The 26,009-nt window shown below is 70.3% G+C and carries 26 protein-coding genes; 16 read left to right on the top strand and 10 right to left on the bottom strand.

Going from position 1 to position 26,009, the window contains the following annotated elements:
* The first annotated feature begins 198 nt into the window (after positions 1-198).
* The 3 genes from ACZ6ZD_RS17525 to ACZ6ZD_RS17515 are packed head-to-tail and all read left to right on the top strand — an operon-like array spanning position 199 to position 4,399.
* Positions 199-1,326, top strand: coding sequence for an ROK family glucokinase (locus tag ACZ6ZD_RS17525; RefSeq protein WP_465673226.1), 1,128 nt, complete (start codon positions 199-201; stop codon positions 1,324-1,326).
* On the top strand, positions 1,323-2,063 hold the full coding sequence (locus ACZ6ZD_RS17520) for an endonuclease/exonuclease/phosphatase family protein (RefSeq protein ID WP_465673224.1): 741 nt from the start codon (positions 1,323-1,325) through the stop codon (positions 2,061-2,063). Before ACZ6ZD_RS17525 ends, ACZ6ZD_RS17520 begins: the two co-directional genes overlap by 4 nt.
* Before the next feature lie 17 nt (positions 2,064-2,080).
* The gene (locus ACZ6ZD_RS17515) at positions 2,081-4,399 is read left to right on the top strand and encodes a glycoside hydrolase family 95 protein (RefSeq protein ID WP_465673222.1); all 2,319 of its coding nucleotides are present in this window, start codon (positions 2,081-2,083) and stop codon (positions 4,397-4,399) included.
* Here the strand turns inward: ACZ6ZD_RS17515 and ACZ6ZD_RS17510 are convergent.
* From ACZ6ZD_RS17510 to ACZ6ZD_RS17495, 4 genes are all read right to left on the bottom strand, one after another.
* A complete protein-coding gene (locus ACZ6ZD_RS17510) occupies positions 4,396-5,145 on the bottom strand; it encodes an enoyl-CoA hydratase family protein (protein WP_465673220.1) in 750 nt (249 codons plus the stop codon). The two genes, ACZ6ZD_RS17515 and ACZ6ZD_RS17510, sit on opposite strands and share 4 nt — an antisense overlap.
* Before the next feature lie 129 nt (positions 5,146-5,274).
* On the bottom strand, positions 5,275-6,504 hold the full coding sequence (locus ACZ6ZD_RS17505; protein WP_465673219.1) for an ornithine cyclodeaminase, nickel-pincer nucleotide-dependent: 1,230 nt from the start codon (positions 6,502-6,504) through the stop codon (positions 5,275-5,277).
* 57 nt (positions 6,505-6,561) lie between these two features.
* Complete coding sequence (locus ACZ6ZD_RS17500) at positions 6,562-7,269, bottom strand: hypothetical protein (protein WP_465673218.1); 708 nt, start codon at positions 7,267-7,269, stop codon at positions 6,562-6,564.
* Positions 7,253-8,026, bottom strand: coding sequence for an alpha/beta hydrolase (locus tag ACZ6ZD_RS17495; RefSeq protein ID WP_465673216.1), 774 nt, complete (start codon positions 8,024-8,026; stop codon positions 7,253-7,255). Before ACZ6ZD_RS17495 ends, ACZ6ZD_RS17500 begins: the two co-directional genes overlap by 17 nt.
* 260 nt (positions 8,027-8,286) lie before the next feature.
* On the opposite strand from ACZ6ZD_RS17495, the gene ACZ6ZD_RS17490 reads away from it, so the two are divergent.
* The 8 genes from ACZ6ZD_RS17490 (at position 8,287) to ACZ6ZD_RS17455 (ending at position 15,450) form a co-directional block, all read left to right on the top strand.
* Positions 8,287-9,051, top strand: coding sequence for a lysophospholipid acyltransferase family protein (locus ACZ6ZD_RS17490; RefSeq protein WP_465673214.1), 765 nt, complete (start codon positions 8,287-8,289; stop codon positions 9,049-9,051).
* A gap of 56 nt (positions 9,052-9,107) precedes the next feature.
* Positions 9,108-10,481 (top strand): class II 3-deoxy-7-phosphoheptulonate synthase, encoded by a 1,374-nt coding sequence (locus ACZ6ZD_RS17485; protein ID WP_465673212.1) that lies wholly within the window; start codon positions 9,108-9,110, stop codon positions 10,479-10,481.
* The gene (locus ACZ6ZD_RS17480; protein WP_465673210.1) at positions 10,478-11,503 is read left to right on the top strand and encodes a threonine aldolase family protein; all 1,026 of its coding nucleotides are present in this window, start codon (positions 10,478-10,480) and stop codon (positions 11,501-11,503) included. Before ACZ6ZD_RS17485 ends, ACZ6ZD_RS17480 begins: the two co-directional genes overlap by 4 nt.
* Before the next feature lie 62 nt (positions 11,504-11,565).
* Positions 11,566-12,195 carry a DUF998 domain-containing protein gene (locus tag ACZ6ZD_RS17475; RefSeq protein WP_465673209.1) on the top strand — a complete coding sequence of 210 codons (630 nt, stop codon included), beginning with the start codon at positions 11,566-11,568 and terminating at the stop codon, positions 12,193-12,195.
* Positions 12,196-12,214: 19 nt separating this feature from the next.
* Positions 12,215-12,778 (top strand): NADPH-dependent FMN reductase, encoded by a 564-nt coding sequence (locus ACZ6ZD_RS17470; protein ID WP_465673207.1) that lies wholly within the window; start codon positions 12,215-12,217, stop codon positions 12,776-12,778.
* A gap of 37 nt (positions 12,779-12,815) precedes the next feature.
* A complete protein-coding gene (locus tag ACZ6ZD_RS17465) occupies positions 12,816-13,790 on the top strand; it encodes a ribose-phosphate diphosphokinase (protein WP_465673205.1) in 975 nt (324 codons plus the stop codon).
* 17 nt (positions 13,791-13,807) lie between these two features.
* The gene (locus ACZ6ZD_RS17460; protein ID WP_465673203.1) at positions 13,808-14,335 is read left to right on the top strand and encodes a hypothetical protein; all 528 of its coding nucleotides are present in this window, start codon (positions 13,808-13,810) and stop codon (positions 14,333-14,335) included.
* Positions 14,336-14,379: 44 nt separating this feature from the next.
* Entirely contained in the window at positions 14,380-15,450 is a 1,071-nt protein-coding gene (locus tag ACZ6ZD_RS17455; protein WP_465673201.1) for a glycoside hydrolase family 172 protein, read from the top strand.
* Position 15,451: 1 nt separating this feature from the next.
* On the opposite strand, the gene ACZ6ZD_RS17450 is transcribed toward ACZ6ZD_RS17455, so the two are convergent.
* From ACZ6ZD_RS17450 to thiO, 5 genes are all read right to left on the bottom strand, one after another.
* On the bottom strand, positions 15,452-16,669 hold the full coding sequence (locus ACZ6ZD_RS17450) for a glycoside hydrolase family 15 protein (protein ID WP_465673199.1): 1,218 nt from the start codon (positions 16,667-16,669) through the stop codon (positions 15,452-15,454).
* 7 nt (positions 16,670-16,676) lie between these two features.
* Complete coding sequence (locus ACZ6ZD_RS17445) at positions 16,677-17,558, bottom strand: DMT family transporter (RefSeq protein WP_465673197.1); 882 nt, start codon at positions 17,556-17,558, stop codon at positions 16,677-16,679.
* A gap of 38 nt (positions 17,559-17,596) precedes the next feature.
* A complete protein-coding gene (pknB, locus tag ACZ6ZD_RS17440) occupies positions 17,597-19,546 on the bottom strand; it encodes a Stk1 family PASTA domain-containing Ser/Thr kinase (RefSeq protein ID WP_465673195.1) in 1,950 nt (649 codons plus the stop codon).
* 90 nt (positions 19,547-19,636) lie between these two features.
* Positions 19,637-20,620, bottom strand: coding sequence for a LysM peptidoglycan-binding domain-containing protein (locus ACZ6ZD_RS17435; RefSeq protein ID WP_465673193.1), 984 nt, complete (start codon positions 20,618-20,620; stop codon positions 19,637-19,639).
* Between the two features lie 110 nt (positions 20,621-20,730).
* Complete coding sequence (thiO, locus tag ACZ6ZD_RS17430) at positions 20,731-21,873, bottom strand: glycine oxidase ThiO (RefSeq protein WP_465673191.1); 1,143 nt, start codon at positions 21,871-21,873, stop codon at positions 20,731-20,733.
* Positions 21,874-21,915: 42 nt separating this feature from the next.
* On the opposite strand from thiO, the gene thiE reads away from it, so the two are divergent.
* The 3 genes from thiE to ACZ6ZD_RS17415 are packed head-to-tail and all read left to right on the top strand — an operon-like array spanning position 21,916 to position 23,412.
* Positions 21,916-22,563 carry a thiamine phosphate synthase gene (gene thiE / locus ACZ6ZD_RS17425; RefSeq protein ID WP_465673189.1) on the top strand — a complete coding sequence of 216 codons (648 nt, stop codon included), beginning with the start codon at positions 21,916-21,918 and terminating at the stop codon, positions 22,561-22,563.
* Positions 22,560-22,985 (top strand): guanyl-specific ribonuclease, encoded by a 426-nt coding sequence (locus ACZ6ZD_RS17420; RefSeq protein ID WP_465673187.1) that lies wholly within the window; start codon positions 22,560-22,562, stop codon positions 22,983-22,985. The genes thiE and ACZ6ZD_RS17420 overlap by 4 nt, the downstream gene beginning before the upstream one ends.
* Complete coding sequence (locus ACZ6ZD_RS17415; protein WP_465673185.1) at positions 22,978-23,412, top strand: barstar family protein; 435 nt, start codon at positions 22,978-22,980, stop codon at positions 23,410-23,412. Before ACZ6ZD_RS17420 ends, ACZ6ZD_RS17415 begins: the two co-directional genes overlap by 8 nt.
* Here the strand turns inward: ACZ6ZD_RS17415 and ACZ6ZD_RS17410 are convergent.
* Complete coding sequence (locus ACZ6ZD_RS17410; protein ID WP_465673183.1) at positions 23,409-24,479, bottom strand: polyprenyl synthetase family protein; 1,071 nt, start codon at positions 24,477-24,479, stop codon at positions 23,409-23,411. The genes ACZ6ZD_RS17415 and ACZ6ZD_RS17410 overlap by 4 nt on opposite strands.
* Positions 24,480-24,536: 57 nt before the next feature.
* Between ACZ6ZD_RS17410 and metF the strand changes: the two genes are divergently transcribed.
* Entirely contained in the window at positions 24,537-25,454 is a 918-nt protein-coding gene (gene metF, locus ACZ6ZD_RS17405) for a methylenetetrahydrofolate reductase [NAD(P)H] (RefSeq protein WP_465673181.1), read from the top strand.
* A gap of 17 nt (positions 25,455-25,471) precedes the next feature.
* A complete protein-coding gene (locus ACZ6ZD_RS17400) occupies positions 25,472-26,002 on the top strand; it encodes a SixA phosphatase family protein (RefSeq protein ID WP_465673179.1) in 531 nt (176 codons plus the stop codon).
* Positions 26,003-26,009 lie beyond the last annotated feature (7 nt).

The following is a 26,009-nucleotide window of genomic DNA, read 5'->3' as shown; positions in this document are numbered from 1 at the left end:
GCGTCCGGGGCGGACGAAGCGCCGAGCGCCCCGCCGGCGCCCAGCCCACCCCCAGCCACAGGTCGAAGGCTCCGACAGCCTTCCTCCTGCGGCCGCCGGCGACTCGCGCCAGGCGGAGGTGTCCGGCCGGGATGGGGAACGGGACCACGGGCGGCGTCCGGGGGCGGGGGATACTGGGGGGACTACTAGGAGGCTCGGGTGGCGCTGACGCAGGCTTTGACGATCGGGATCGACATCGGCGGCACGAAGGTGGCGGCGGGGGTGGTGGATCCGGAGGGAAATATTCTGGATCGGCTGCGCCGGGAGACGCCGACGAAGGATCCGCGGGAGACCGAGGACGCGATCGCGGAGATCGTGCACGACCTGGATTCGCGGCACGATGTGATCGCGGTCGGGATCGGCGCGGCCGGGTTCGTCGACGGGACGCGGTCATCGGTGCTGTTCGCGCCGCACCTGGCCTGGCGGCACGAGCCGCTGCGGGATGCGGTCGAGCGCCGGCTCGGCATCCCGGTCGTCGTGGAGAACGACGCGAACGCCGCGGCCTGGTCGGAGTGGCGGTTCGGCGGCGGGCAGGGCGAGAGCCACCTGGTCTGCGTCACCCTCGGCACGGGGATCGGCGGGGCGATCCTGAACGACGGCGCGCTCCAGCGCGGCAAGTTCGGTATCGCCGGCGAGTTCGGGCACATGCAGGTCGTGCCGGGCGGTCACCGCTGTGAGTGCGGTAACCGCGGCTGCTGGGAGCAGTACGCCTCCGGCAATGCGCTCACCCGCGAGGCCCGCGAGCTCGCGCTGTCCGGCTCGCCGGTCGCGCACAACCTGCTCCGGGCCGCCGGCGGCGACCCGCGCAAGATCAACGGCCCGATGGTGACCGAGCTGGCCAAGGACGGCGACCCGGTCGCCGTCGAGCTGCTCGAAGAGGTCGGCCGCTGGCTCGGCATCGGCCTGGCCAACCTGGCCGCCGCGCTCGACCCCGGCACGTTCGTCATCGGCGGCGGCGTCTCGGACGCCGGGGAGCTGCTCCTCGCCCCCGCCCGCGAAGCCTTCAAACGCACCCTCACCGGCCGCGGATTCCGCCCCGAGGCGCGGATCGTCCGCGCCGTCCTCGGCCCCGAAGCCGGCATGGTCGGCGCCGCCGACCTGGCCCGCGAGGAAGCCACCTGGCTGCGCCGCGTCCGCGTCAAGACCACCGCGGTCACCGCCAAGACCGCCGCCGCCCGCAACCGCTCCACCCGCCTCGAACGCGCGGCCCGCAAATCCGCCGCCCGCCGCAGCCCCCTCCGCCAGCCCGCCACCCCCGAACCCGAACTGAACGACACGGAGGCATGAGTACGCCGTTCGGGCCGGGCGGCGACGCCCGGGATGCGGTCGGGGCGGCGGTGATGCGGGTGTTGTCGTACAACGTGCATCGGTGGGGGGATGACCGGGAGGCGTTGGCGCGGGTGGTGAAGGCGTGTGCGCCGGATGTGATGTTGGTGCAGGAGGCGCCGACTTGGTGGGGGACCAGGCGGAAGCGGCGGGCGATGGCTGCGAGTTTTGGGCTGACTTATGTGGCGGGCGGGGCGCGGAACGCGATTTTGGTTGCTGAGCGCATCGAGTTGGCGCAGTCGCTGCACTGGCGGATCTGGCGGCCGTTCGTCCGGCGGCGGTTGCGGCTGGTCGCTACGCAGCTGCCGGGCGGTGCGGTGGGCGGGCGAGTGCTGATCGGGACGACGGCGGCGGCGCTCGTCGTCTGCCATCTGGGGCTGCACATCCTGGGCCGGCAGCGCGAGCTGGAGCAGGTGCTGCGCGGCTGCCGCTCGTTCGGGACGCCGTTCCTCCTGGTCGGCGACCTCAACGAGACGCCCGACGGCCCGGTCTGGCAGCGGCTCGCGGACGAAGGGCTCACCGACCTCGGGGCGGACGCCGGTCCGACATTCAGCTCGACCGATCCGCACAAGCGGATCGACGGCGCCCACCTGTCCCCGGAGCTGACCGGGCGGATCGTGCCGGTCCCGGCCGAGGTGCGTGAAGACCTGCCGAAGGCATCCGACCATCTTCCCCTCTTGATCGAACTGACGGGTTGAGACATAGGATCTCTCCCATGGGAGATCCGGTGAACAGCCTGCGCTACGACCGTCCGGCGTCCGAGTGGGTCGAGGCGTTGCCGCTCGGCAACGGGCGGATCGGGGTGATGTGCTTCGGCGGCGCCGGCCGGGAGCGGCTCGCGCTGAACGACGAGACCCTCTGGTCCGGCAGCCCGGCGACGCAACGCGCGCTCGAGCAGCCGCGAGGCGCGGTCGGACCGCAAGCACTGCAAGCGATCCGGGCCGCGATCGCGGACGGCGACGTCCGCCGCGCCGAGGAGCTCGCGGCGGGGTTCCACGCCGGGCACTCCCAGGCCTACCTGCCGCTCGGCGACCTCCTCCTCGACTACGCCGTCGACGGCGAGCCGACTCGCTACGAGCGCCGCCTCGACCTCGACACCGCGACCGCGACGACGGCGTACGAGATCGGAGGTCTCGCGGTCACGCAGGAGGTCTTCGGGAGCCACCCGGCCGGGGTCGCAGTGGTCCGCCTGACGGCCGCGCGCCCGATCGGCGTCCAGGCCAGACTGACGTCGCAGCTGCAGTCCCGCGCGCACGTGTCGTCCGACAGCGCCGGCCTGCTCATCCAGGCCCCCGCGGATGTGGCGCCGCCGCACCGCGACGTCCCCGAGCCGGTCCGCTACTCCGACGGCGACGATCGCGGTATGGCCGCGGCGATCGCGCTCCGCGCCGCCTCGAACGGTGCCGAGGTCGACGACACCGATGGGCTCACCATCGCGGACGCGACCGAGATCACGCTCGTCCTCGCCACCGCGACCGGGTACGTCGATCCGCACACCGCGCCGACCAAGCCCGCCGCGGAGTGCTTCGCCGAGGCCGACCACCGGGCGCGGACCGCGCTCGCCCGTGGCTGGGAGGCCCTGTACGCCGAACACGTCGCCGACCACCAGTCCCTCTACCGCCGCTCGGTCCTCGACCTGCCCCCGGCCGACACCGCCGCGCTCCCCACCGACCAGCGGCTGGCCCGCAACGACGACCCGGCCCTGGCCGCGCTGATCTACAACTACGGCCGCTACCTGATGATCGCCAGCTCCCGCCCAGGCGGTCTGCCGACCAACCTGCAGGGCATCTGGAACGACATCCTCCAGCCGCCGTGGAGCTCCAACTACACGGTCAACATCAACACCGAGATGAACTACTGGCCCGCCGAGACCACCAACCTGTCCGAGTGCCACGAGCCGCTGCTCAGCTACCTCGGTCACCTCGCAGCAGCCGGACGCCGGACGGCGCAGGAGCGGTACGGCGTCAACGGGTGGGTCGCCCACCACAACGCCGACGCCTGGTGCTGGACCGTCCCGGTCGACGGCAACCCGAAGTGGGCCAACTGGCCGATGGCCGGCGCCTGGCTGGTCCGCCACCTCTGGGACCACTACGCCTTCACCGGCGACCGTGACTTCCTCGCCGAGGCCTGGCCCGTGCTGCGTGGTCAGGCCGAGTTCTGCCTCGACTGGCTGACCGAACTGCCGGACGGCACCCTCGGGACGTCGCCGTCCACCTCACCCGAGAACGACTACGTCGCCGCCGACGGTCAGCCGGCGTCCGTCACCACGTCGTCCACCATGGACCTGGCTCTCATCGCGGACCTCTTCGACCGCTGCGTCCAGACAGCGGCCGTCCTCGGCCTGTCGGATGAGCTGGTCGACCGCTTCGCCGCAGCCCGCAAGCGCATCCCGGAGCCGTCCGTCGGCAGCCAGGGCCAGCTCCAGGAGTGGGCCGCCGACCTGCCGGAGCAGGACCCGCACCACCGGCACATGTCGCATCTCATCGGCGTCCACCCCGGCGACCTCATCACGCCAGACACCACACCTGAGCTGGCTGCCGCGGCTGCCCGGACGATGGACCTCCGCGGTGATGCGGCCACCGGCTGGTCTCTGGCCTGGAAGATCAACCTCCGCGCGCGTCTCCGCGACAGTGCGGCCGCGCACCGGCTCGTCCGCGCCTTCCTGACCCTGGCTGACGACACCGAGACGGACTACGTCGGTAGCGGCGCCGGCGTCTACGCGAACCTGCTCTGCGCGCACCCGCCGTTCCAGATCGACGGCAACTTCGGAGCCACCGCTGGCATCGCCGAACTGCTCCTCCAAAGCCACACCGACGACGTACACCTGTTTCCGGCCCTACCGGCCGCCTGGCCCACCGGCAGCATCACCGGCCTCCGGGCCCGCGGCGGCGTCACCGTGGACCTCAGCTGGTCTCCGACCGCCGCCACCGCAACTCTCACCGCCGACACCGACCAAACCCGCACAGTGCGCCACGGCGACACCCGCAACACCGTCACGCTCGCCGCGGGGACGCCGCAGACTGTGCAGCTCTAACGCTTCTTGCGGTTCAGGAAGGCCAGCATGGCTTCCTGGGCCGCGGGGGAGCCGAAGAGGCTCGCCGACAGCTCCGCCAGGTCCTTGCCGCGGGCGTCGATGTCGGCGAGCAGCTCGCGGTTGAGGAGCTGCTTGCTCTCGCGCAGGCCCTGCGGTGCGCCCTTGAGCAGCGACTCGACCATCGACGTGACGGCAGTGTCCAGCTCGTCGTCCTGGACGGTCAGCGTGACCAGGCCGAGGTTGGCGGCCTCGAGACCGTCGAAGGTGTTGCCGGTCAGGAACGTGTAGCCCGCGGCCCGCGAGCTGAGCCGGGGGAGCACGGTCAGCGAGATCGTGGCCGCCGCCAGCCCGAGCCGCACCTCGGTCAGCGCGAACGTCGTCGTCGCGCCGGCGACGCTGATGTCGGACGCCGCCACGATGCCGATCCCGCCCGCCCGGACCGGCCCGGCGACCCGCGTCACGACCGGCTTCGGGTTGGCCACGATGGCCCGCTGGACGTCGACCATCCGCTGCGCGCCCACGCCCATCCCGACGCTGGTCGCCTCGGACAGATCCGCGCCGGAGCAGAACACGTCGAGCGCCGACCGGATCACGATCACCCGGACGGCGTCGTCCGCCCCGGCCGTCTCCAGATGCGCCAAAAGCTCGCCGGTCAGCTGCTGCGACAGCGCGTTCTTGTTGTGCGGCGAATCCAGCGTCAGGGTCGCCACGCCATCGGCCACGGTCAGGTGCACGAGCTCGGTCATGCGCCCATGAAAGCACCTTCCCCGGCCGCGCGCTGTGGCGCGGATCGCCACGCCATCACAATCACCGCCGGCGGCCGCCGCCACGCTCGGCGCGGGGCGCGCGGAGCGATTGTGATGGGCTGGCGGTTCCTACTTCGTCTCTGCGTAGGTCGGTGAGAGCTCGCGGGCGAGGTGCTCGACGAAGAGGCCTACGTCGGTGACGATCCCGCGGGCCTGGGTGGAGCCGCGGTCGGCGAGTTTGGTGACGGTCGCCGGGTTGATGTCGACGCAGGTGAGCGGGACGGCGGCCGGGAGGATGTTGCCGGTGGCAACGGAGTGCAGCATGGTGGCGGCCATCAGGCAGTAGCCGACGCCCTCGAGTTCGGCGCGCATCGCGCGCTGCCCGGCCAGGACGTCGGTGTACACGTCGGGCAGCGGGCCGTCGTCGCGGACCGAGCCGACCAGTACGAACGTGTTGCCCTGTTTCACCAGCGCGTGCATGACGCCGGAGGTGAGCACGCCCTGCTCGACCGCGGCCGCGATCGACCCGGACTTGCGGATCGTGTTGATCGCCCGGATGTGGTGCTCGTGACCGTGCTCGACGCCGCGGCCGCGGGCCAGGTCGACGCCGAGCGACGTCCCGTACAGCGAGGACTCGATGTCGTGGGTGGCCAGCGCGTTCCCGGCGAACAGGACGTCGACGAAACCGGCCTCGACGATCGCGACCATGGCCGGCGCGGCGCCGGTGTGCACGATCCCCGGGCCGCCGACCCAGAGCACCTTCTGGCCGTTCGCCTTCGCCTCGCGCATCCCGTCGGCGACCTGCTTGACCAGCACCCGCTGCGGCTTCTCGCTGGACACCTCGGACTCCATGAAGCCGAAGGCCTCCTCGGAGTTCGCCACGATCGGCGGGGTCACCCTGACCCCCTGCGCGCTGGTGATGACCCGCATCCCGGCCTTCACCTCCGACATCGGGATCGTCCGGACGCCGGCGTCCTCGACGAGCAGCCCGCAGTCCATCTCCGGGTTCCGGACGGCGACCCAGTGGCCGTCCAGCCGGACGCTGGTCGGCAGGTTCGTGGTCGAGTAGAACCCGTCGGGGAAGACGCCGTCGCGCTCCACCTCGGTGATCTCGGGCGTGCCGGGGTCGACCAGGTTCGCGCCCTTGGTCTGGATCCGCATCAGCAGCCGCTGCAGCGTCTCCTCGTCGTCGGCGCCGACCGTCATCCGGACCGTCGACGGGTCGTCCTTGTCGTAGCCGAGGTCGAACTTGTCCAGCGTGTACTCACCGCCGTACCCGCGGATGTCGTCGAGCACCCGGGACAGCAACCCCGAGTCCATCAGGTGTCCGGTGATCTCAACCGTCTCACTGACCTGCACGGGGGTACCTCCCTCAGTCAAGAACGTCAGATTGTCCGACGATCTGCTGATGCTAGCTCACACCACGGCTCCGTCGTCCGGAGTGTCGTCCTGGGGGAGCCGGTCGCCCATCCGGATCACCAGCGTGAGGAAGCCGCCGACGAACCCGACCACGCCGAGGGTGGTGATCCAGCCGGTGCCGAAGTCCAGGACGGCGGCCAGGATCAGCAGCAGCGGGCCGCCGAGCAGGCCGAGCCAGGCGGCCCGGCTGATCCAGTCCAGCCGGGGGCCGCGCGGCGGCTCCGGCGGGATGTAGTGGTCGCGGGGGTCGTCGACGGGCCGGGCCGGGCGCTCCGGCTCCTCCTCGACGGGCTCGTCGCGGACGGCGAGCCCGGCCGGTACGTCGATCAGCGGCTCGTACTTCTCGTCGACGTCCTCGCTGACCGGCCAGCGCGGCACCGGGCTCTCGCCGCCGTCGTGCCCGGGGGCGGACGGCTGGTTGAACTGCTCGACGAGCAGCTTCCATTCGACGTCCTCGGTCGTCCGTGAGATCACCGGACGGGCGTCGTCGACCGCCTCGGCGTCCACGAACAGCTCCTCCGAGCCGTCCGGGACCGGGGCGCTCGCCGACTCCTCCGGCGTCCGCGGCTCCTCGCCCGGCGCCTTCACGTACGCCGCGATCCCGGCCTCGCCGAGCTGGAGCAGCAACGGCTCCACCAGCGCCGGGGTGATCGCGCCGACCGAGGCGAACGCCTCGGCGGTCAGCCCGTTATGACGCAGTGGCACGGCTGGTCACCCGCTCGATGAAGGTTGCCGAGCCGGCGAAGATCCGCGGCGCGTCGTTGTCCAGGGTGGCGACGTGGTAGCTGTCCTCGAGCAGGGTCTCGGTCACGTCACGCGACGAGATCGCGGCCAGTACGTTGCGCGCCGAGCTCGCCTCCACCACGTGGTCGACGGTACTGCGGAACAGCAACACCGGCTGCGTGACCTTGGCCAGGTCGGCCCGGGTGACCTTCCACAGCTGCGACAGCGACAGCATCGCCCGCAGCGGCATCCGGTCGTAGCCGTGCTCGTCGACGCCGGGCTTCTTGATGTCGTTCGCGATCGGCGGGAACGACGGGACCACCTTGGCCAGCAGCGGCAGCAGGCCGATCCGCTTGTCCTCGGTGCTCACCGACGGGTTGACCAGGACGACGCCGGCGATGTCGTCGCCGTGCTCCTCGGCCAGCCGCAGCGCCAGGCAGCCGCCCATCGACAGGCCGGCGACGACGACCTGGTCGTGTTCGGCGCGGAGCCGGGCCAGCTCGTTGTCCAGGACGGCGTACCAGTCCTGCCAGGTGGTCCGGTTGGCCTCCTGCCAGCTGGTCCCGTGGCCGGGCAGGCGGGGGACGGCGACGCCGTACCCGAGGGCGGCCAGGTGCTCGCCCCAGGGGCGCATCGAGTACGGCGTACCGGTGAACCCGTGGCTCAGCAGGACTCCGACGGCGGCGTTCTCCCCGCTCCCGGGGCTGCGGTACTCCTCCGCGTGGGCTTGCACTGGCACGGTCGACTCCTCGCCCGGTCGTGGGATCCTCACAAGGCGGCCAGGCCGCCGCTCAATGGTCGCATCTGGACCACGTCCAGTCTGCATCCAGATGACAACACGGTGTGCGACGCGGACATTCCTGGCGGTGACATTGCCTGAGGGGGAAGCTGGAACGTAGTGTCCTGCAGCGACGGGCCAGCACTGGTGCCGGACGAAGGACGGGCCGACGATGGTGTCGGCGGTTGTACGTGTCGGGCGAGTGACGGAGGTCGAGGCGGATGCTGTACCTGCTCATCAGACAGTTCATCGTGGCGCCAATCGTGAAGCTGTTCTTCCGGCCGAAGGTGACCGGGCTGCACCACATCCCGACCAGCGGCCCGGCGCTGCTGGTCAGCAACCACCTCGCGTTCTCGGACTCGATCTTCCTGCCGGTCGCCGTCCCGCGGCAGATCGTCTTCCCGGCCAAGTCGGAGTACTTCACCGGCCCCGGCCTCAAGGGCAAGGTCGTCGCGACGTTCTTCCGCTCGATCGGCCAGATCCCGATCGACCGCTCCGGCGGCCGCGCCTCGCTGGCCGCGCTGAACACCGGGCTCGACATCCTGAAGAAGGGCGAGCTGTTCGGGATCTACCCCGAGGGCACCCGCTCACCCGACGGCCGGCTCTACAAGGGCAAGACCGGCGTCGCCCGGATGGCGATCGTGGCCGGCGTCCCGGTGATCCCGGTCGCGATGATCGACACCCACAAGCTGCAGCCCCCGGGCTCGGTGCTGCCGAAGATCTGGCGCCGCGAGCCGGGCAAGCTGTTCCCGCGGATGAACCGCCCCGGCGTCGCCATCGGCGCCCCGCTGGACTTCTCCCGCTACGAGGGCATGGAGCGGGACCGCTTCGTGCTCCGCTCGGTCACCGACGAGATCATGTACGCGATGATGGAGCTGTCCGGCCAGGAGTACGTCGACATGTACGCCGACAAAGCCAAGGAGCTGCTCAAGGCCGGCGAGTCGATCGACGACCATCTGCGGCTGGGTGACGAGAAAGCGTCCTGACCCGTGTGATTGAGACGGCAGTGCGCGGGGTGTGCGCCCTCGAATAGGCTGAGGGCATGCAATTCGCGACGTTGAGCACGGGGGAAGTGCCGGGAGTTCCGACTCTGGACGAGCTGCGGGCCCTGAAGCCGCTGCAGCAGCCGGAGTGGCCGGACCAGCCGGCGCTGGAGCAGGTGATGAGCGAGCTGCGGACGCTGCCGCCGCTCGTGTTCGCCGGTGAGTGCGACGACCTGACCACCAAGATCGGGGCCGTCGCCCGGGGCGAGGCCTTCCTGCTCCAGGGCGGGGACTGCGCCGAGACGTTCGACGGCGTGACCGCGGAGAACATCCGCGCCAAGCTGCGGGTGCTGCTGCAGATGTCGGTCGTTCTCCAGTACGCCGCGAGCGTGCCGGTCGTGAAGGTCGGCCGGATCGCCGGGCAGTACGCCAAACCGCGCAGCTCCGGTGAGGAGACCCGGGACGGCGTGACGCTGCCGTCGTACCGTGGCGACGCGGTCAACGGCCTGGAGTTCACCCCCGAGGCCCGCATCCCGGATCCGCGCCGCCTGCGCGGCGTCTACAACGCCGCCGCCGCCACGCTGAACCTGACCCGCGCGTTCACCACCGGCGGGTACGCCGACCTGCATCAGGTGCACGCCTGGAACACCGACTTCGTGAAGTCCTCGCCGGTCGGCCAGAAGTACGAGCAGCTGGCCTCGGAGATCGAGCGGGCGCTGGCCTTCATGCGGGCCTGCGGCGCGACCTCCGACGAGTTCAAGACCGTCGACTTCTACGCCTCGCACGAGGCGCTCATCCTCGAGTACGAACACGCCCTGACCCGGATCGACTCGCGGACCGAGCAGCCGTACGACGTCGCCGGCCACCTGCTCTGGGTGGGGGAGCGGACGCGCCAGCTGGACGGCGCGCATGTCGAGTTCCTCGCCTCGCTGAGCAACCCGCTGGGCGTCAAGATCGGCCCGACGACGACGCCGGAGTACATCCGCGCGCTGATCGACAAGCTGAACCCGAAGGGTCTCGAGGGCCGGCTGACCTTCATCACCCGGATGGGCGCGGGCAAGATCCGGGAGGCGCTGCCGCCGCTGCTGGAGGCGGTCCGCGATCACGGCTCGCCGATCGCGTGGGTCTGCGACCCGATGCACGGCAACACCTACGAGACGCCGAACGGCTACAAGACCCGCAACTTCGACGACGTGATGGACGAGGTCCAGGGCTTCTTCGACGCGCACCAGCAGATCGGCACCTGGCCGGGCGGGATGCACATCGAGCTGACCGGTGACGACGTCACCGAGTGCCTGGGCGGCGGCGAGGCGCTTGTCGCCGAGGATCTGGCCAGCCGGTACGAGACGGCTTGCGACCCGCGCCTGAACCGGCACCAGTCGCTGGAGCTCGCCTTCCTGGTCGCCGAGCGGCTGCGGGGCGCGCGGGCATGATCGACCTCCGGTCGGATACCGTCACCCGGCCGGCCGCGGGGATGCTCGCAGCGATGACGAGCGCCCCGCTGGGCGACGACGTGTACGGCGAGGACCCGACGGTCAATCGCCTCGAGGAGACCGTCGCCGGTCTGCTCGGGCACGAGGCGGGCCTGTTCACCGTGACCGGTTCGCTCGCGAACGTTCTCGGCGTCCAGGGCCTGGTCCCGCGCGGCGGCGAGCTGATCTGTGAGGCGAGTGCGCACGTCGTCCGGGCCGAGCTGGGCGCGCATGCGGCCGTCAGCGGGATCACCACCCGGACGTGGAGCGCCCCGGCCGGGCAGATCGACCTCGAGCAGATCCGGGCGCTGATCGCGCCCGACCTCGGCCCGTACTTCGTCCGGACGTCGGCCGTTTCGGTCGAGAACACCCACAACTTCGGCGGCGGCGCCGTCCAGCACGGTTTCGACGCCCTCGCCGACGAGCTCGACGCTCGCGGCATCCCGCTGCACCTGGACGGCGCCCGCCTCTGGAACGCCGCCGTCGCGACCGGCCGGACGCCCGCGTCGTACGCCTCCAGAGCGGCCGCGGTCAGCGTGTGCCTCTCCAAGGGCCTCGGCGCTCCGATCGGCTCGGTGCTCGTCGGCTCGACCGAGCTGATCCGTGAGGCCCGCGTCTGGCGGAAGCGCCTCGGCGCCGGCTGGCGTCAAGCCGGTCTGCTCGCCGCCGCCGGTCTGTACGCCCTCGACCATCACGTCGACCGCCTCGCCGAGGACCACGCCAACGCGCGCCTGATCGCCGAGCTGCTGGCGGACGCCGCCCCCGGCTCCGTCAAACCCGACCAGGTCGACACCAACATCGTCGTCGCCGACCTCTCGGTGACCGGCAAATCGGTCGCCGAGGTGGTGGCCGCGGCGAAGGATCAGGGTGTCCTCGTCGGCGGGGTCGGCGCGACTCAGCTCCGCGTCGTCACCCACCTCGACGCGTCCGCGGCCGACTGCCGCGCAGCGGCCGAAATACTCGCCAGAATTTTTTCTGCGTAGCGGTGTCGATTTCGCGGTGACCCGTCCGACGCGTTGGCAAGACCAACCGAGAGGACGCCATCATGACCACCACGATCAGCACCCCGACCTACGCCGTCAGCACCCGCACCCTGCTGTCCGGCGGGATTCTCGCCGGCCCGCTGTACGCCGTCGTCGTCGCGGCCCAGGCGCTCACCCGCGACGGGTTCGACCCCAGCCGGCACGCGGCGAGCATGCTGGCGGTCGGCGAGCACGGCTGGATCCAGGTCCTGAACTTCATCGTCGCCGGCGCGCTGGTCATCGCGGCCGCCGGTGGACTGCGCCGGACCAGCGCGAGCCGCTGGACGCCGCGACTGCTCGGCATCTTCGGCGCCGGCACGATCGCGGCCGGCCTGTTCGTCCCGGACCCGGCCATGGGCTTCCCCGAGGGCGCCGCCGAGGGCGTGGTGAGCTGGCACGGTATCGCGCACTTCGCGGTCGGCGGGATCGGATTCCTCGCGCTGATCGCCTGCTGCCTGGTGAGCGCGCGCCGGTACGCCGTCGCCGGCCGGCGCGGCTGGTCGGCGTTCTCCGCGGCGACCGGCGTCCTGTTCTTCGCGGCCTTCGCCGGGATCGCCTCGGGCTCGACCGGCGGGATGACGATCGCCTTCTACCTCGCGATGGCGCTCGCCTGGAGCTGGATCTCGGCCACCCTGTGGCAGACCCGCAAGTAGTTCATGTTTAAATAGTTGAATGACTGATCTGAAGCTCCTCGCCATCTCCGGCAGCCTGCGGGCGGCCTCGCTGAACACCGCGCTGCTGCGGGCCGCGCAGCGGCAGGCGCCGGCCGGGACGACGATCTCGCTGTACGAAGGGCTCGCGGAGCTCCCGCACTACGACGGGGATCTGGACACCGAGGAGCGGCTGCCGGAGGCCGTGCGCGAGCTGCGCGCGGCGGTACGGGCCGCGGACGGCCTGCTGATCGCGACGCCGGAGTACAACTACTCGATCCCCGGCGGGCTGAAGAACCTGATCGACTGGGCCTCGCGACCGGCGGCGACGTCCTCCCTGCTGCACAAGCCGGTCGCCATCATGGGCGCCGCGCCGACGAACTTCGGGACCGTCCGGGCGCAGCTGGCGCTCCGGCAGGTGTTCGTCTGGACGCACTCGGATGTCGTGGTGAAGCCCGAGGTGATGGTGTTCAAGGCCCACGAGCGGTTCGACGCGGAGGGCAACCTGACCGACGCCGACACGATCACGCTCCTCGGCGGGCTGCTGGACGCCCTCGCCGACAAGATCCGCGCCGCCGCCAAGTAAGCTGCGGCTGTCTGGTCGGCAGCGTTCGGGGAGAGCCGTGCGAGAGATCGTCGTGTTCAGCGGAAGTGCCCATACCGATCTGGCGGAGCGGATCTGCGCCGATCTCGGCGTCCGGCTCTCGCCGGTCGAGATCCATCGGTTCAGCAACGACTGCCTGCAGGCGCAGTTGCAGGCGAACTGCCGGCAGCGCGACGTGTACATCGTGCAGCCGCTGGTGCCGCCGACGCAGGAGCACCTGATGGAGCTGCTGCTGATGGTCGATGCCGCGCGCGGCGCCTCGGCGCAGCAGATCACCGCCGTGATGCCGCACTACGCGTACGCGCGGTCGGACAAGAAGGACGCTTCGCGGATCTCGATCGGCGGCCGGCTGGTCGCCGACCTGCTGGTCGCCTCCGGTGTCGACCGGGTGCTGACGATGGCGCTGCACGCGCCGCAGGTCCACGGCTTCTTCTCCGTCCCGGTCGACCACCTGACCGCGATCGGCGTCCTGGCCGACCACTTCCGCGGCCGCGATCTGAGCGACACCGTCGTCGTCAGCCCGGATCTCGGCAACGCGAAGACCGCGACCCAGTTCGCCCGGCTGCTCGGGCTGCCGGTCGCCGCGGGCAGCAAGCAGCGGATGGCCGACGACCGGGTCGTCATCGACGCGATCGTCGGCGACGTCACCGGTAAGCGCGCGATCGTGCTGGACGACGAGATCGCCACCGGCGGCTCGATCATCGAGCTGCTCGACCGGCTCAAGGATCGCGGCTGCACCGAGGCGGCCGTCGCCTGCACGCACGGCTTGTTCGCCGGCAAGGCCGTCGAGCGGCTGCGGTCACACCCGTCGATCACCGAGGTGATCAGCACCGACACCGTCCCCCGGCCCGACGGCTTCCCCGAGTTGCAGGTCAGCTCGGTCGCCTCGCTCTTCGCGGAGGCGATCAAGCGCATCCACGAGGGCGAGTCCGTCTCCAGCCTCTTCGACGGCGTCGACCCCACCCACGCCCCGCCGCAGCCGAAGCTCTTCTAGACCCTTAGGGTCTGGGCATGGTGCTGAAACTGCTCGAGCGCGTGAAAGCGCTCGCGGTGGCCGGGGGCTGTGTGCTGCTGGCGCTCGCCGCGGCGTTCGGGATGGACTCGCGGCTCGACCGGCAGTGGATCCTGCGCGGCGTGACCCTGTTGCTGGCGGTCGGCTGTGCCCTCATGGTCGTCGCCGATCCGACGCGCCGTCTGCGCCGCATCATCGCCTCGGCCGGCGTCCTGATGTTCGGTCTCGTGTTCCCGTTCACGATGACGCTGTGGGCCAGCCCGCCGGAGGTGGACTTCGTTCTGGCGGTCGCCTCCGATGCCAAGCGCGCTGCGGCGTCCGACAACCGTTCCGCGGTCACGGTCGAGGATGTGAAGGCGGCTGCGACCGCCCGCGGTGGCGCGGTCGGTACGCCGTCCACGCAGAAGTCGCCTGTCGTGCGCGGCGCCGATGCGTTCCCGCTGATCGTGCGGATGACGCCGGAGCACACCCGTCCGTGGGCGTGTGTCAGCTTCACCGGTCTGGACGCCGAAGTCCGCAGCTGCTGAGTAATCGATTTCCCGCGACCCTCGCGGCGTCCTAAGGTCGCTGTATGACTCTTGGGAACCTGTCCGGAATCAGCACGCTCGTGGATGTCGAGACGCGCTCCATCAGCGCGGAGAACCCGACCGGGGAGCCGGGGCAGGGCGGCCGGCGGACCGCGGGGACCGGGGCGCACGCGGCCCGCGACCTCGGCCAGGGCTGGAAGGTGTCGCCGTCGATCGAGATCGGGCCGGGGGAGACGGCGGTGCTGGCCGATATCGCCGGCTCCGGCGCGATCACGCGCATCTGGCTGACCACGCACGTCGACCACTGGCGGCGGCTGGTCCTGCGCGGCCACTGGGACGGCGATGAGGCGCCGGCGATCGAGACTCCGGTCGGAGACTTCTTCTGCTCCGGCTGGGGCCGTTTCGCCCAGGTCAACGCGCTCCCGGTCGCGGTGAACCCGAACGGCGGCTTCAACTGCTACTGGGAGATGCCTTTCCAGCAGCAGGCCAAGCTGACGCTGGAGAACACGCACACCGAGTCCGTGGTCGTCTACTTCCAGGTCGACTACTGGCTGGGCGCCGTACCGGAGCAGGCGGCGTACCTGCACGCGCAGTGGCGTCGCAGCAACCCACTGACCGTCAAGACCGTCCATACGCTGCTCGACGGCGTTGAAGGACCGGGCCACTACGTCGGCACCTACCTGGCCTGGGGCGTCAACAGCACCGGCTGGTGGGGCGAGGGCGAGGTCAAGTTCTACCTGGACGGCGACGACGAGTTTCCGACCATCTGCGGCACCGGAACCGAGGACTACTTCGGCGGCGCCTGGAACTTCGACGTCCCGCATCTCGGCGGCTACACCGAGTTCAGCACGCCCTACCTCGGTATGCCCCAAGTGATCCGGCCGGACGGCCAGTACGCGAGCCAGCAGCGGTTCGGCATGTACCGGTTCCACCTCCCGGATCCGATCCGTTTCCGGGCGAAGCTGCGCGTCGACGTCCAGGCACTCGGCTGGCGATCCGGCGGGCGCTATCTGCCGCTGCAGGACGACATCGCCTCGACGGCGTTCTTTTACTCGGCCAAGACCAGTACGACGCGGCCGGACGCCCCGGTCCACGACGTGATGGAGATCTGCTGACTCAGGGGATCGGTAGCGGTCGTTTGAGGGCCTGGTCGGCGAGGACGACGATTGCGGCTGTCCAGCTCAGTGGTGCTTCGCCGGCCGGCATTGAGTCGCGGTTGACCTTCTCGGGGAGGGCTCCGGTTCGGGTGCGGTACTGGGCGAGCCAGCCCAGTAGTGCTTCGGCGGTTGGTCGATCGCCGCGTGCGGCCGCGCTGAGCGCGAACAGTGCGGTCTGCGGCGTCCAGGAGACGCCGTCCGCCCGCCACTCTTCGCCGGGGGTGAAACCGCCGTTCGGCTGGCGCAGCGCCTGTTGGGTGGCAGAGATGGCTTGGGTCAGCTCTTTGCGTTCTGGTGCGAACGGCGGGCCCAGAACGGTGACGATCGCGTCTGGGCTGCCGCCGACGCGGGCTGGCGGTAGCCCGGGCTCCAGGAAGCTTTCTGCGCGCGGAGGCGTCCGCGGGTAGTCCGGCGCGAAGCGGCGCTCGGTGGCTGCGGACAGCGTGTTCAGCGCGCGCTGCCAGCGCTCGGCCTCGGCTGGATGGCCGAGCTCGGTGGCGATGTGGATGGCAGAGCGGAGCCCGGTCAGCAGTGGCGCCACTGTGCCGAGCGTCACCTCGTGCTCGGGGCGCTCCCAGTAGTCAGGGGACGGGCCGGGCAGACCGTCCGCGTCGAGCTCGCGGGTGATCTGGTCCGCGGACACTCGGACCATCTCCCAGTACCGCGCACCGGCTTTGCAGAACCAGGTTGCCCACGGCACCCAGCCGGAGCCGTCGAGCTGCGGCTCCCGCTCGTCGTTGACCGGCGTACCGGTCTCGGCGTACCGGGCCTGCCAGCGGCCAGTGCTGGGGTGGATGCTGTCCAGGAAGTCGAGCACCTTGGCGGCTTCGGCGTCCTGGCCGACGGCGCAACGGGCTGCTGCGACGAACGACGCATCCCGCGGCCAGACGTATCGCCACGGACCGTCCCAGCCGGCGAGTGTGGCTCCACTGGGCAGCGTCAGCGCATCCAGGTCGGCGAGCGCGCGTGTAGCCAGGTCGGCAGGCGGTCCGCCGTCGCCGCGGGCCGGACCGGCGACGTAGGTCACGTTGGCGCGGTGCGGCACGTCCTCGGCCACCAGCCCCGGCTGCGGGTAGCGGGCCAGGTTGTTCGCCCCACCGCCAATGACAACGGCCGACAGGACGCCGATGACCGCGACCGGGAACCACCGGCCGCGTCGTCCGCTGTCGTCCCGCATGATCCCCCTACTGGGCCAGATGCTGTACTTCGGCCTCGAACTTACGCCGTGGCGCCAGCTCGACCAGATACATCGCCGACAGCACCAGCGCGCCGCCGACCAGCATCCGCAGCGTCACGCTCTCCGTGCCGAACAGCACCGCGAACGCCGAAGCGAACACCGGCTCCATTGTCATCGCGATCGCGGCCCTGGTGGGCGTCAGATGCGCCTGCGCCCAGGTTTGGACGATCAGCGCGAGCGCACCGGCGATCAGCGCCATGTAGATCACGCTGATCCAGTCCCGCGCTCCGGTGGGCGCGGAGAACCCGCCGGGGATCGCGCCGATCGCGCACACACAGGTGATGACGACCATCTGCAGCGCCGACAGCCCGAACGCGTTCTCCGGCGTCGACCAGGCGCCCAGCCCGATGATGTGCAGCGCGTAGAGGCCGGCCGACGCGAGCGTCAGCAGCTCGCCGTTGCCCATGGTCATACCGCGCAGGGACAGGACGCCGAGACCGATCGTGGCGAGCACCACCGCGATCCACGCCCACCGGCCGATCTTGTGCCGGAGGATGACCGCGGCCAGCAGCGGGGTGAAGACGACGTACATGCCGGTGACGAAACCGGAGACGCTGGCGTCGGTGTGCCGCAGCCCCTCGGTCTGCACGAGCTGGGCGATGCCGTAGGTGATGCCCAGGGCAACGGCCCGGCCGCGGTCCAGCCGGCTCAGCTTCGCGATGGCGGTCGGGTAGACCAGCAGCAGAGCGACCGAGGCGATCAGGAACCGCAACGCCAGGTAGTCGGCGACGTCCATCCGGGTGAGGAGGTCCTTGGTCAGGAAGAACGTCGATCCCCACGCCGCCGCGACCGCCAGCAGGGCCAGTACGGCAAGACGCGAGCGGTTCACGCGGACAGCTAATCACCCCGCCCTGGCGGGCTCCAACTTCACAGGATGGTGATGGTGACCGTGCTGCCCGGCTTGGCCTTCTTACCGGCACCGGGGTTCTGCGCGGCCACGATGTTCAGGCCGATGTTGAGCGTGGCCTTCTCCACCTTCACCACGAAACCGGCCGCGGTGAGGATCTGCTGCGCCTCGGCGAGCGGCTTGCGCTTCACGTCCGGCACCTCGCGCAGCGCCGGGCCCTTGGAGACGACCAGCTGCACCTTGTCCTTGGCGTACAGCGTGCCGCTCTTCGGCGTCTGGCTGATCACCGTGCCTTCGGGCACCTTCTCGTCGTACTGCTCGCTGCGGCTGACGCCCAGGTCCAGCTTGCGCAGGCCCTTGTTCGCCTCGCGGTACGTCTTGCCGGTGAAGTCGGGAACGGTGATCGGCCGCTTGCCCTTGCTGATCGCGAGGTTGACGGCGGTGTTCGGCGCGACGATCGCGTCGAAGCGCGGGTAGAAGGCGACCACCCGCCCGGCCGGCACCGTCTCGCTGTACTGCTCGTTGACCTGGCCCTGCACCAGCTTGATCGCGGCGAGCGCCCGGTTGGCGGCGTCCAGGTCCAGCCCGTTCAGCTGCGGGACGCGATAGCGCTCCGGGCCCTTGGAGACCGTGAGCTGGATCTCGCCGTCCTTGCTGATCCGGTCGCCGGCCTTGGGGTCACTGGCGATGACCTGACCCTTTGGGACGTCCTCGGAGAAGTCCTGGTTGGCCAGTGTGGTCCGTAGGCCGGCCTTTTCGGCCTCGACGGCCGCTGAGGTCGCAGTCAGCCTCAGCAGATCCGGAGTGGTCGTGTAGCGGTGAATTCCGTAGTACCAGGCTGATGTGCCCAGAGCGATGGCCGCAGCGAGGATGAGAGCCAGCGCGATCACGCCACGCCTGCGGCGCTGCGGCCGGGGCTGCACGCGTGGCGCACCGGTCGGGCGGCCGCTCTCCACCGGTACGACGATCGTCTCGTGCCGCATCTGCGGCGTGGGCGCCAGCGTCGGTACTTCGCGCGTGTAGCCGTCGTCGTAGTCGCTGTCCTGCCGGATCTGCTGAATCGGCACGGTCAGGTCGCCGGTCAGCTCCGGGTCGTCCGGCAGGCCCTCCTCGAGCGCACTGCGCACCCGCCGGACCTGGCGGCTCAGCACGCGCGCGTCCGCAGGCCGCAGGTCCCGGTCGCGGGCGGTAGCGCGCTGGACGAGGGCATCGACGTACGGCGGGATCGTGGGTTGCTCCAGCGACGGAGCCGGCACGTCCGCGTGCACGTGCGCGTAGGCGACCTGAATCGGGGTGTCGCCGCTGTGCGGCTTCTTCCCGGTGAGCAGCTCGTAGAGCAGGATGCCGGCCGAGTACACGTCCGATCGGGCGTCCGCACTGCCGTCGGTGACCAGCTCAGGCGCCAGATACGACACTGTGCCCATCAGCAGACCCTGCGTCGCGGTGTTGCCAGTAGCGCTCACGGCACGGGCCAGACCGAAGTCAGCGACCTTCACTGCGCCGTTGTCACTGATCAGCACGTTCTCCGGCTTGATGTCCCGGTGGACGATCCCGGCATCGTGCGCGGCGGACAGCGCGGACAGAATCGGCGCCAGCAGGTCCAGCGCGCGGGCAGGCGACATCGGGGCGTGCTCACGGACAAGATCGCGCAGCGTGCGGCCCGGGACGTACTCCATCGCCAGGAACAGGGTGCCGTTGTCGTCACCCTGGTCGAAGACGGCGACGACGTTCGGGTTCGACAGCTTGGCCGCGGCGCGCGCCTCGGCGACGAACCGGCGGGCGAACTGCGCGTCGTCCCCCAGACCGTCGTGCATGATCTTGAGCGCGACAGTCCGGTCCAGACGCATGTCCAGCGCCTGGTAGACGGTGGCCATGCCACCTCTCGCGACGCGCGCGCCCACGCGGTACCGGCCGTCGAGCACTCGCCCGACGAGGCGGTCGCCAACCTGCGTGTCCACGTCGTCCGTCACTGGTGGTGAGCCGCCTCTCAAAGCTGTCCTGCTGCAGAGCAGTGTAGATAAGGCTCTACGCCGACAGCGCCAGGCTCACCGCTCAAGCGGTCACTTGAGCGGATCCCAGCCCTTTTCGAACGCCGCCTTCAGCCGGAGCACGTTCTTCACGTAGACCTTGGTGTCGGGGTACATGCCGTTCCTCCGGACGCCGCCGAGGCCCTGGTAGTAGCCCGCGATGGCGATGTCCAGCTTGGCGGCGCCGGTCAGCCGGTCCAGCAGTACGACACCGGCGGTCACGTTGTCCTGGGGCTTCAGCAGGTCCAGGTTGCGGCCGACGATGCCCGACGAGAACCGGCCGGTCGACGGGATCACCTGCATCGCGCCGATCGCGTTCGCGGGGGAGACCACGCGCTGCTTCCAGCCGGACTCCTGCCAGCTGATCGCCAGCGCCAGCTCGGGATCGACGCCGTACTTCTTCGCGGTGTTCCGGATCATCGTCCGCATCTGGGCGCGGGTGGGCAGGTTGCGCTTCTTCAGCGTCGCCCGGTTCCGGTCGGCCTGGGCGACGATGTGGTCGGCGTACGTCCGGCCGGCGAAGGTGTTGTTCTTGTTCTTCGTCTTGGCCGGCTTCTTGGCCCGCAGCTTGACCGGCACCTGCAGCGTCTTCCCGGCGAAGATCCGGTCGCCGGCCTTGAGCTTGTTGGCGGCGAGCAGATTGGCCTGCGAGCACTTGAAGCGCTTGGCGATCTTCGAGATCGTGTCACCCGGTTTGACCACGTAGGTCACCCGGCCGAGCTGGGAGCGCCGCGCGGGCGCCTTCGCCGCGCCGGGTTTGGCGGCGGTCTTCGGCTTGGCCTTGGGCGCACCCGGCAGCTTGAGCACCTCGCCGGCGTAGATCGCGTTCCCGTTGCCCGGGAGCTTGTTCAGCGCGACCAGCGCCTTGACGCTCGTCCCGTGCCGGGTGGCGATCTGGCTGAGGGTGTCACCGCTCTTGACGGTGTAGGCCCCGAAGCCGGGCGAGCCGGCGGTGATCAGACCGGCGGCCAGCACCGGTACGGCGATCCCGGTCAGTACACGTACGACGTTCCGCATGTCCATCTCCCCGTGTCACGTCACTTGACCGTAAGTGCTGGTACGGATGTGACAACAGAGGCGAATGGGGTGATTGTTACGGCTGTAATCCAATGTTTATATTGTTTTGTTCAGAAGTGACCGAAACGGCTCCGGAGGAATGGTTTGCCGAGATCCGGGAGCGTTCCGGAGCGCACGGTGGCGCTCAGGATCGCCGCGGTGACCGGCGTCAGCAGGACGCCGTTGCGGTAGTGACCGGTTGCCCAGAGCAACCCGTCGAGCCCGGACGGGCCGAGGATCGGGGCGTTGTCCGGAGTGGCCGGGCGGAGTCCCGCGATCGCCTCCACCAGTTCGAGTTCGTCGATCACCGGCAGCACGGTCCTTGCGTCGCGCAACAAAGCGAAGACGCCGCCCGCGAGCACCCGGGTGTCGTAGCCGAGCTCGTTGCTGGTGGCACCGACCACCAGCTCGCCGCCGGGGCGCGGCACCAAATAGACCGCGAATCCGCGGGCCGTCGCGCGCACCGTGTGATTGAGCGCCGGGCGATATGCCTCGGGCACCCGCAGACGCAGGACTTCGCCTTTCACCGGGCGCACCGGCGCGCGCAATTCCGCCGGGACGCCATTCAGCTGCGCCGACCACGGACCGGTCGCGGCGATCACCTGCCCCGCGTGCACCGCCGTCCCGTCGTCGAGCTGGACGCCGATCGCCGTCGTACCGGCGGTCAGGACGTGTGCGACCCGTTGGCGGATCAGTCTGACGCCGGAGACCTCGACAGCTCGCAGTAGCGCGGTGAGTGCCTGCCTGTTGTCGACCGAGTGGTCGCCGGGCACCCAGACGCCGCCGGAGACGCCGTTCGCCAGCAGAGGCTCGCGTTTGCGCGACTCGCGGCCGGTCAGCACCTCAACCTCCAGACCGAGCGTCCGCTGGTACTCCGCGAGCCGGCGCAGCGCAGCGGCGTCGTCGACGTCGTACGCGACCGAGAGGGTGCCGGTCCGGTGCAGACCGGCCGGTACGCCGGTGGCGTCCTCGAGGCGGGCAGCGAAGTCCGGCCAGGCGTTCACACCGGCCAGGTTGAGGGCGAGCAGGTCGTCCTCGCCGTACTCGACCTCTGTGACCGGGGCGAGCATCCCGGCGGCGACAGTGGATGTCTGCGAAGCCGGAGCCGGGTCGCAGAGGGTGACCTGCAGACCGTCGGTGGCCAACTGCCAGGCGGTCGCCAGACCGATGAGCCCGGCGCCGATCACCACCACATCGGACGTGTGCTCAGGCATGCCGTCAGCCTACGTCCGGCGCGGCATGGCAGGCTGTGCGGTGTGACTGAGTCCACGGACCGCCTGCAGGACGCACACCTGTACCTGTGCACGGATGCGCGTGCCAAGCAGGGAGACCTCGAACAATTCCTGGACGCTGCGCTCGCAGGCGGCGTCGACATCGTCCAGCTCCGGCAGAAGGAGATGGAGGCGGCCGACGAGCTTGCTGCGCTGGAGGTGTTCGCAGCGGCCTGCAAACGGCACGGCAAGCTGCTAGCGGTCAACGACCGCGCGGACATCGCTTTCGCTGCCGGTGCCGACGTACTGCACCTCGGTCAGCGTGACCTGCCGGTGCACGCCGCGCGGGGCATCATCGGGCCGGACGCCGTTGTGGGTCGCTCCACGCACACGTTCAGCCAGGTGAATGCCGCGGTGGCGGAGCAGGGTTCTGACTACTTCTGCGTCGGCCCGACGTGGGAGACGCCGACCAAGCCCGGTCGGCAGGCGGCCGGCCTGGAGCTGGTGTCGTACGCGGCGAGCCGCCAGCAGACCAAGCCGTGGTTCGCGATCGGCGGTATCGACCTGGAACGGCTGGACCAGGTGGTCGAGGCCGGTGCGAACCGCGTGGTCGTCGTCCGGGCGATCACGGACGCCGACGACCCCGGTGCGGCGGCAGCGGAGTTCAGCCGGCGGCTGCGGAGTGCCGGGTGATCAACAACCCGAAGGTCGCCCGCATCGTCGCAGTCATCGTGATCGCGATGCTGGTGATCACTCTGGCCGCTTCGCTGTTCGGCTGTGCCGCCGAGAAGCCCGCGACCACGCCGAGTACCGACCCGGTCAGCGGACTGCGGTACGTCGCTGTAGCGGACCTCCCGAAGGAGGCGCGGGACACGCTCAAGCTGATCGACCAGGGCGGTCCGTACCCCTACAGCCGGGACGGTGTGACCTTTGGCAACCGCGAGAAGCTGCTGCCGAAGCAGAACAACGGGTACTACCGCGAGTACACCGTGAAGACGCCGGGGGAGCGGGACCGAGGCGCCCGGCGGATCGTCACCGGCAAGTCCGACGAGCGCTACTACACCGAAGACCACTACCAATCGTTCCGCCGGATCCGGGAGACGACGGATGAGTGATCTGACTGCCCTGCTGACCAAGGGCCTGCGCCCTGGCGTGTACCGGTGGGAGTCCGCCCGGACGCCGGAGCAGATCCGCCACGACGTCACCGACGCCGGCTGGGACTTCGTCCTGCTCGACACCACCGACGTCCACGACAAGGCCGGATTCCTGGACGTCTGCGCGACCGCCTTCGATCTGCCGCGCTGGTTCGGCCGGAACTGGGACGCGCTGGCCGACTCGCTGAGCGACCGCTCGACCGGAGAGCCGGAGATCGTCTACTGGACCGGGCTGCAGCATCTCCTCACCCACGACCACGACACCGTGGACGTCGCGCTGCAGATCCTCAGCGAGGACATCACGAACTCCGGTCAGCTCCGCGTGCTCATCCACCAGGAGCCGGACACGGCCACGCCGGACCTGCTCAGTACGCTGCCGACCGTCTAGAGCACTCGCGAGGTTGCTGCGATCGCTAGATCGGTCAGGCCCTTGCGGGCGGTGTCGTCGGCCAGTGGCGCGTGGTGGAGCGCGTCGAGGGCGTCCTCGGTCCGCTCGGTGATCAGATCCTCGCAGGCCTGGACCGCGCGCGAGTCCTGCAGGATCTCGCGCAGCAGCTGGATCTCGTCGTCCCCAAGGTCCGGGCGGCCGAAGAGCCGGTCGAACTCGGTCAGCTGCACCTCTGACATCCGCTCGACCGCGTAAGCGACCAGAACGGTCCGCTTGCCCTCGCGGAGGTCGTCGCCGGCCGGCTTGCCGGTCAGCGCCGGATCACCGAAGACACCCAACAGATCGTCGCGCAGCTGGAAGGCCTCACCGATCGGCTGGCCGTACGCCGACAGCGACTCGACCAGCCGCTGGTCGCCACCGGCCAGCGCGGCGCCGACATGCAACGGACGCTCGACGGTGTAGGTGGCGGCCTTGTAGCGCAGTACGCGCAGTGCGAGGTCCATGTCCGACTCGCCACTCGCCTGCGCGACGAGGTCGAGGTACTGCCCGGCGGTCACCTCGACCCGGACAGCGTCGAAGAACTGAGAGGCCCGGGCCAGCGCGGCCGCATCGAAGCCAGAGGTGTGCAGCAGCTCGTCCGCCCAGATCAGGCACAGGTCACCGAGCAGAATCGCCGCACCGACGCCGAAGCTGACCGGATCACCGCCACGACCAGATGCCTCCGACCGGGCTCGCTGCAACGCCTCGAACCGACGGTGCGCGGCCGGAGCGCCACGGCGTACGTCGGAAGAGTCCATGACGTCGTCGTGCACCAGAGCACTGACGTGCAGCATCTCCAGGCTGGCAGCCGCGGTCAGAATGGGCTGGGCAGGATCGCCACCGGCAGCACGAAAGCCCCAGTAGCAGAAGGCCGGCCGCAGCCGCTTGCCGCCGCTGGTCGCGTCACGGGCCGCCTGGACCTGCTCGGCCAGCTCAGGCCCGATGGCCGCGAGCCGCTGCTCCTGCAGGTCCAGAAAGCCGGTCAGCGCGTTCTGCACCTCGGTGGGGATGTCGACATCGCCATACACGTCTCGGAGCGTAGTCGGTCGGGGGACAGGTCCCGACGGCGCGGGTAACCTTGGCGCATGGCGAACGGTCTTCCTTCCACGCTCCCCGGCGGCGCTCCGACGGTCCGTGAGTTGCTGGCGAGCGGAGCCCGCTCGTTCTCCTTCGAGTTCTTCCCGCCGAAGACGCCGGAGGCCGAGGAAGTGCTGTGGCGCTCGCTGCGCGAGATCGAGCAGCTGCGGCCGACGTTCGTCTCGATCACGTACGGCGCCGGCGGCACCACCCGCGACGGCACGATCCGGGTGACTGAGCGGGTCGCCCAGGACACGTCGCTGACGCCGATCGGTCACCTGACCTGCGTGTCGCACTCACGCGACGAGCTGCGCTCGGTGATCGGGGCGTACGCCGGCTCCGGCGTCCGGAACATGCTGGCCCTGCGCGGCGACCCGCCGGGCGGGCCGAACCAGCCCTGGGTCGCGCATCCGGAGGGCCTCAACCACGCGGTCGAGCTGGTCGAGCTGATCCGTTCGCTCGGTGACTTCTGCGTCGGCGTGGCCGCCTTCCCGGACAAGCACCCTGAGGCCTCCTCGCTGGAGGAGGACGCGCAGGTGCTGGCCGCCAAGGCGCAGGCCGGCGCCGACTACGCGATCACCCAGATGTTCTTCGGGGCGGACGACTACTTCCGGCTGGTCGATCGGGCCGCGGCGCTCGGCTGCGACATCCCGGTGCTGCCCGGCATCATGCCGGTGACCAACATCAAGCAGATCGAGCGGATGGCCGAGCTGACCGGTATGGCGCTGCCCAAGGCCGTCACCGATCGGCTGCACGCCGTCGCGGACGATCCGGCGGCGGTGCGGCAGGCCGGGATCGAGATCGCCACCGAGCTGTGCGAGCGGCTGCTCGCGGGCGGCGCGCCCGGCATCCACTTCATCACCCTGAACCGCTCGACCGCGACCCGCCAGGTCTTCCAGAACCTGGGCAGCCACGTCGGCTCCTGAGCTCGTATCCTGGTCCGATGGCTGACCCGTCGGACCTGCTGATCGATCGCACCCTTGTCCTGCTCCGGCACGCGAAAGCGGTGCCTCCGGAGTCGATGCCGGACCTGGAGCGTCCGCTCGCCGAGCGCGGCCGGGCGGACGCCGCCGCGGCCGGCCGCTATCTCGTTGCCCAAGGCATCGAAGCTGACTTGGTCCTGTGCTCGTCGTCGAAGCGCACCCGCGAGACGTGGAAGTACGTGGCCGAGGGCGGCGCGACCGCGACCGACGTCTGGTACGACAAGCGGATCTACAACGCCGACACCGTCGAGCTGTTCGACGTCCTGCGGGACGTGCCCGCCGAGGCGCGCACGGTCGTCATGATCGGCCACGCGCCGGGCATCCCCTGGCTGGCCGACGAGCTGGCCCAGCCCGGCACCAGCCCGGAGCGCGTCGAACTCACGCAGAAGTACCCGACCTCCGGCCTGACCGTCCTGCGCTTCACCGAACAGTGGGCGGCCGTCGGCGCGGACGACGCCGAGCTGCTCTCGTACGTCGTCCCGCGCGGCTAACGACCTG

The organism is Kribbella sp. NPDC104218 (assembly GCF_055584105.1).
The sequence above is the reverse complement of the archived record's forward strand: the minus strand, read 5'-3'. Positions and strand labels throughout refer to the sequence as shown.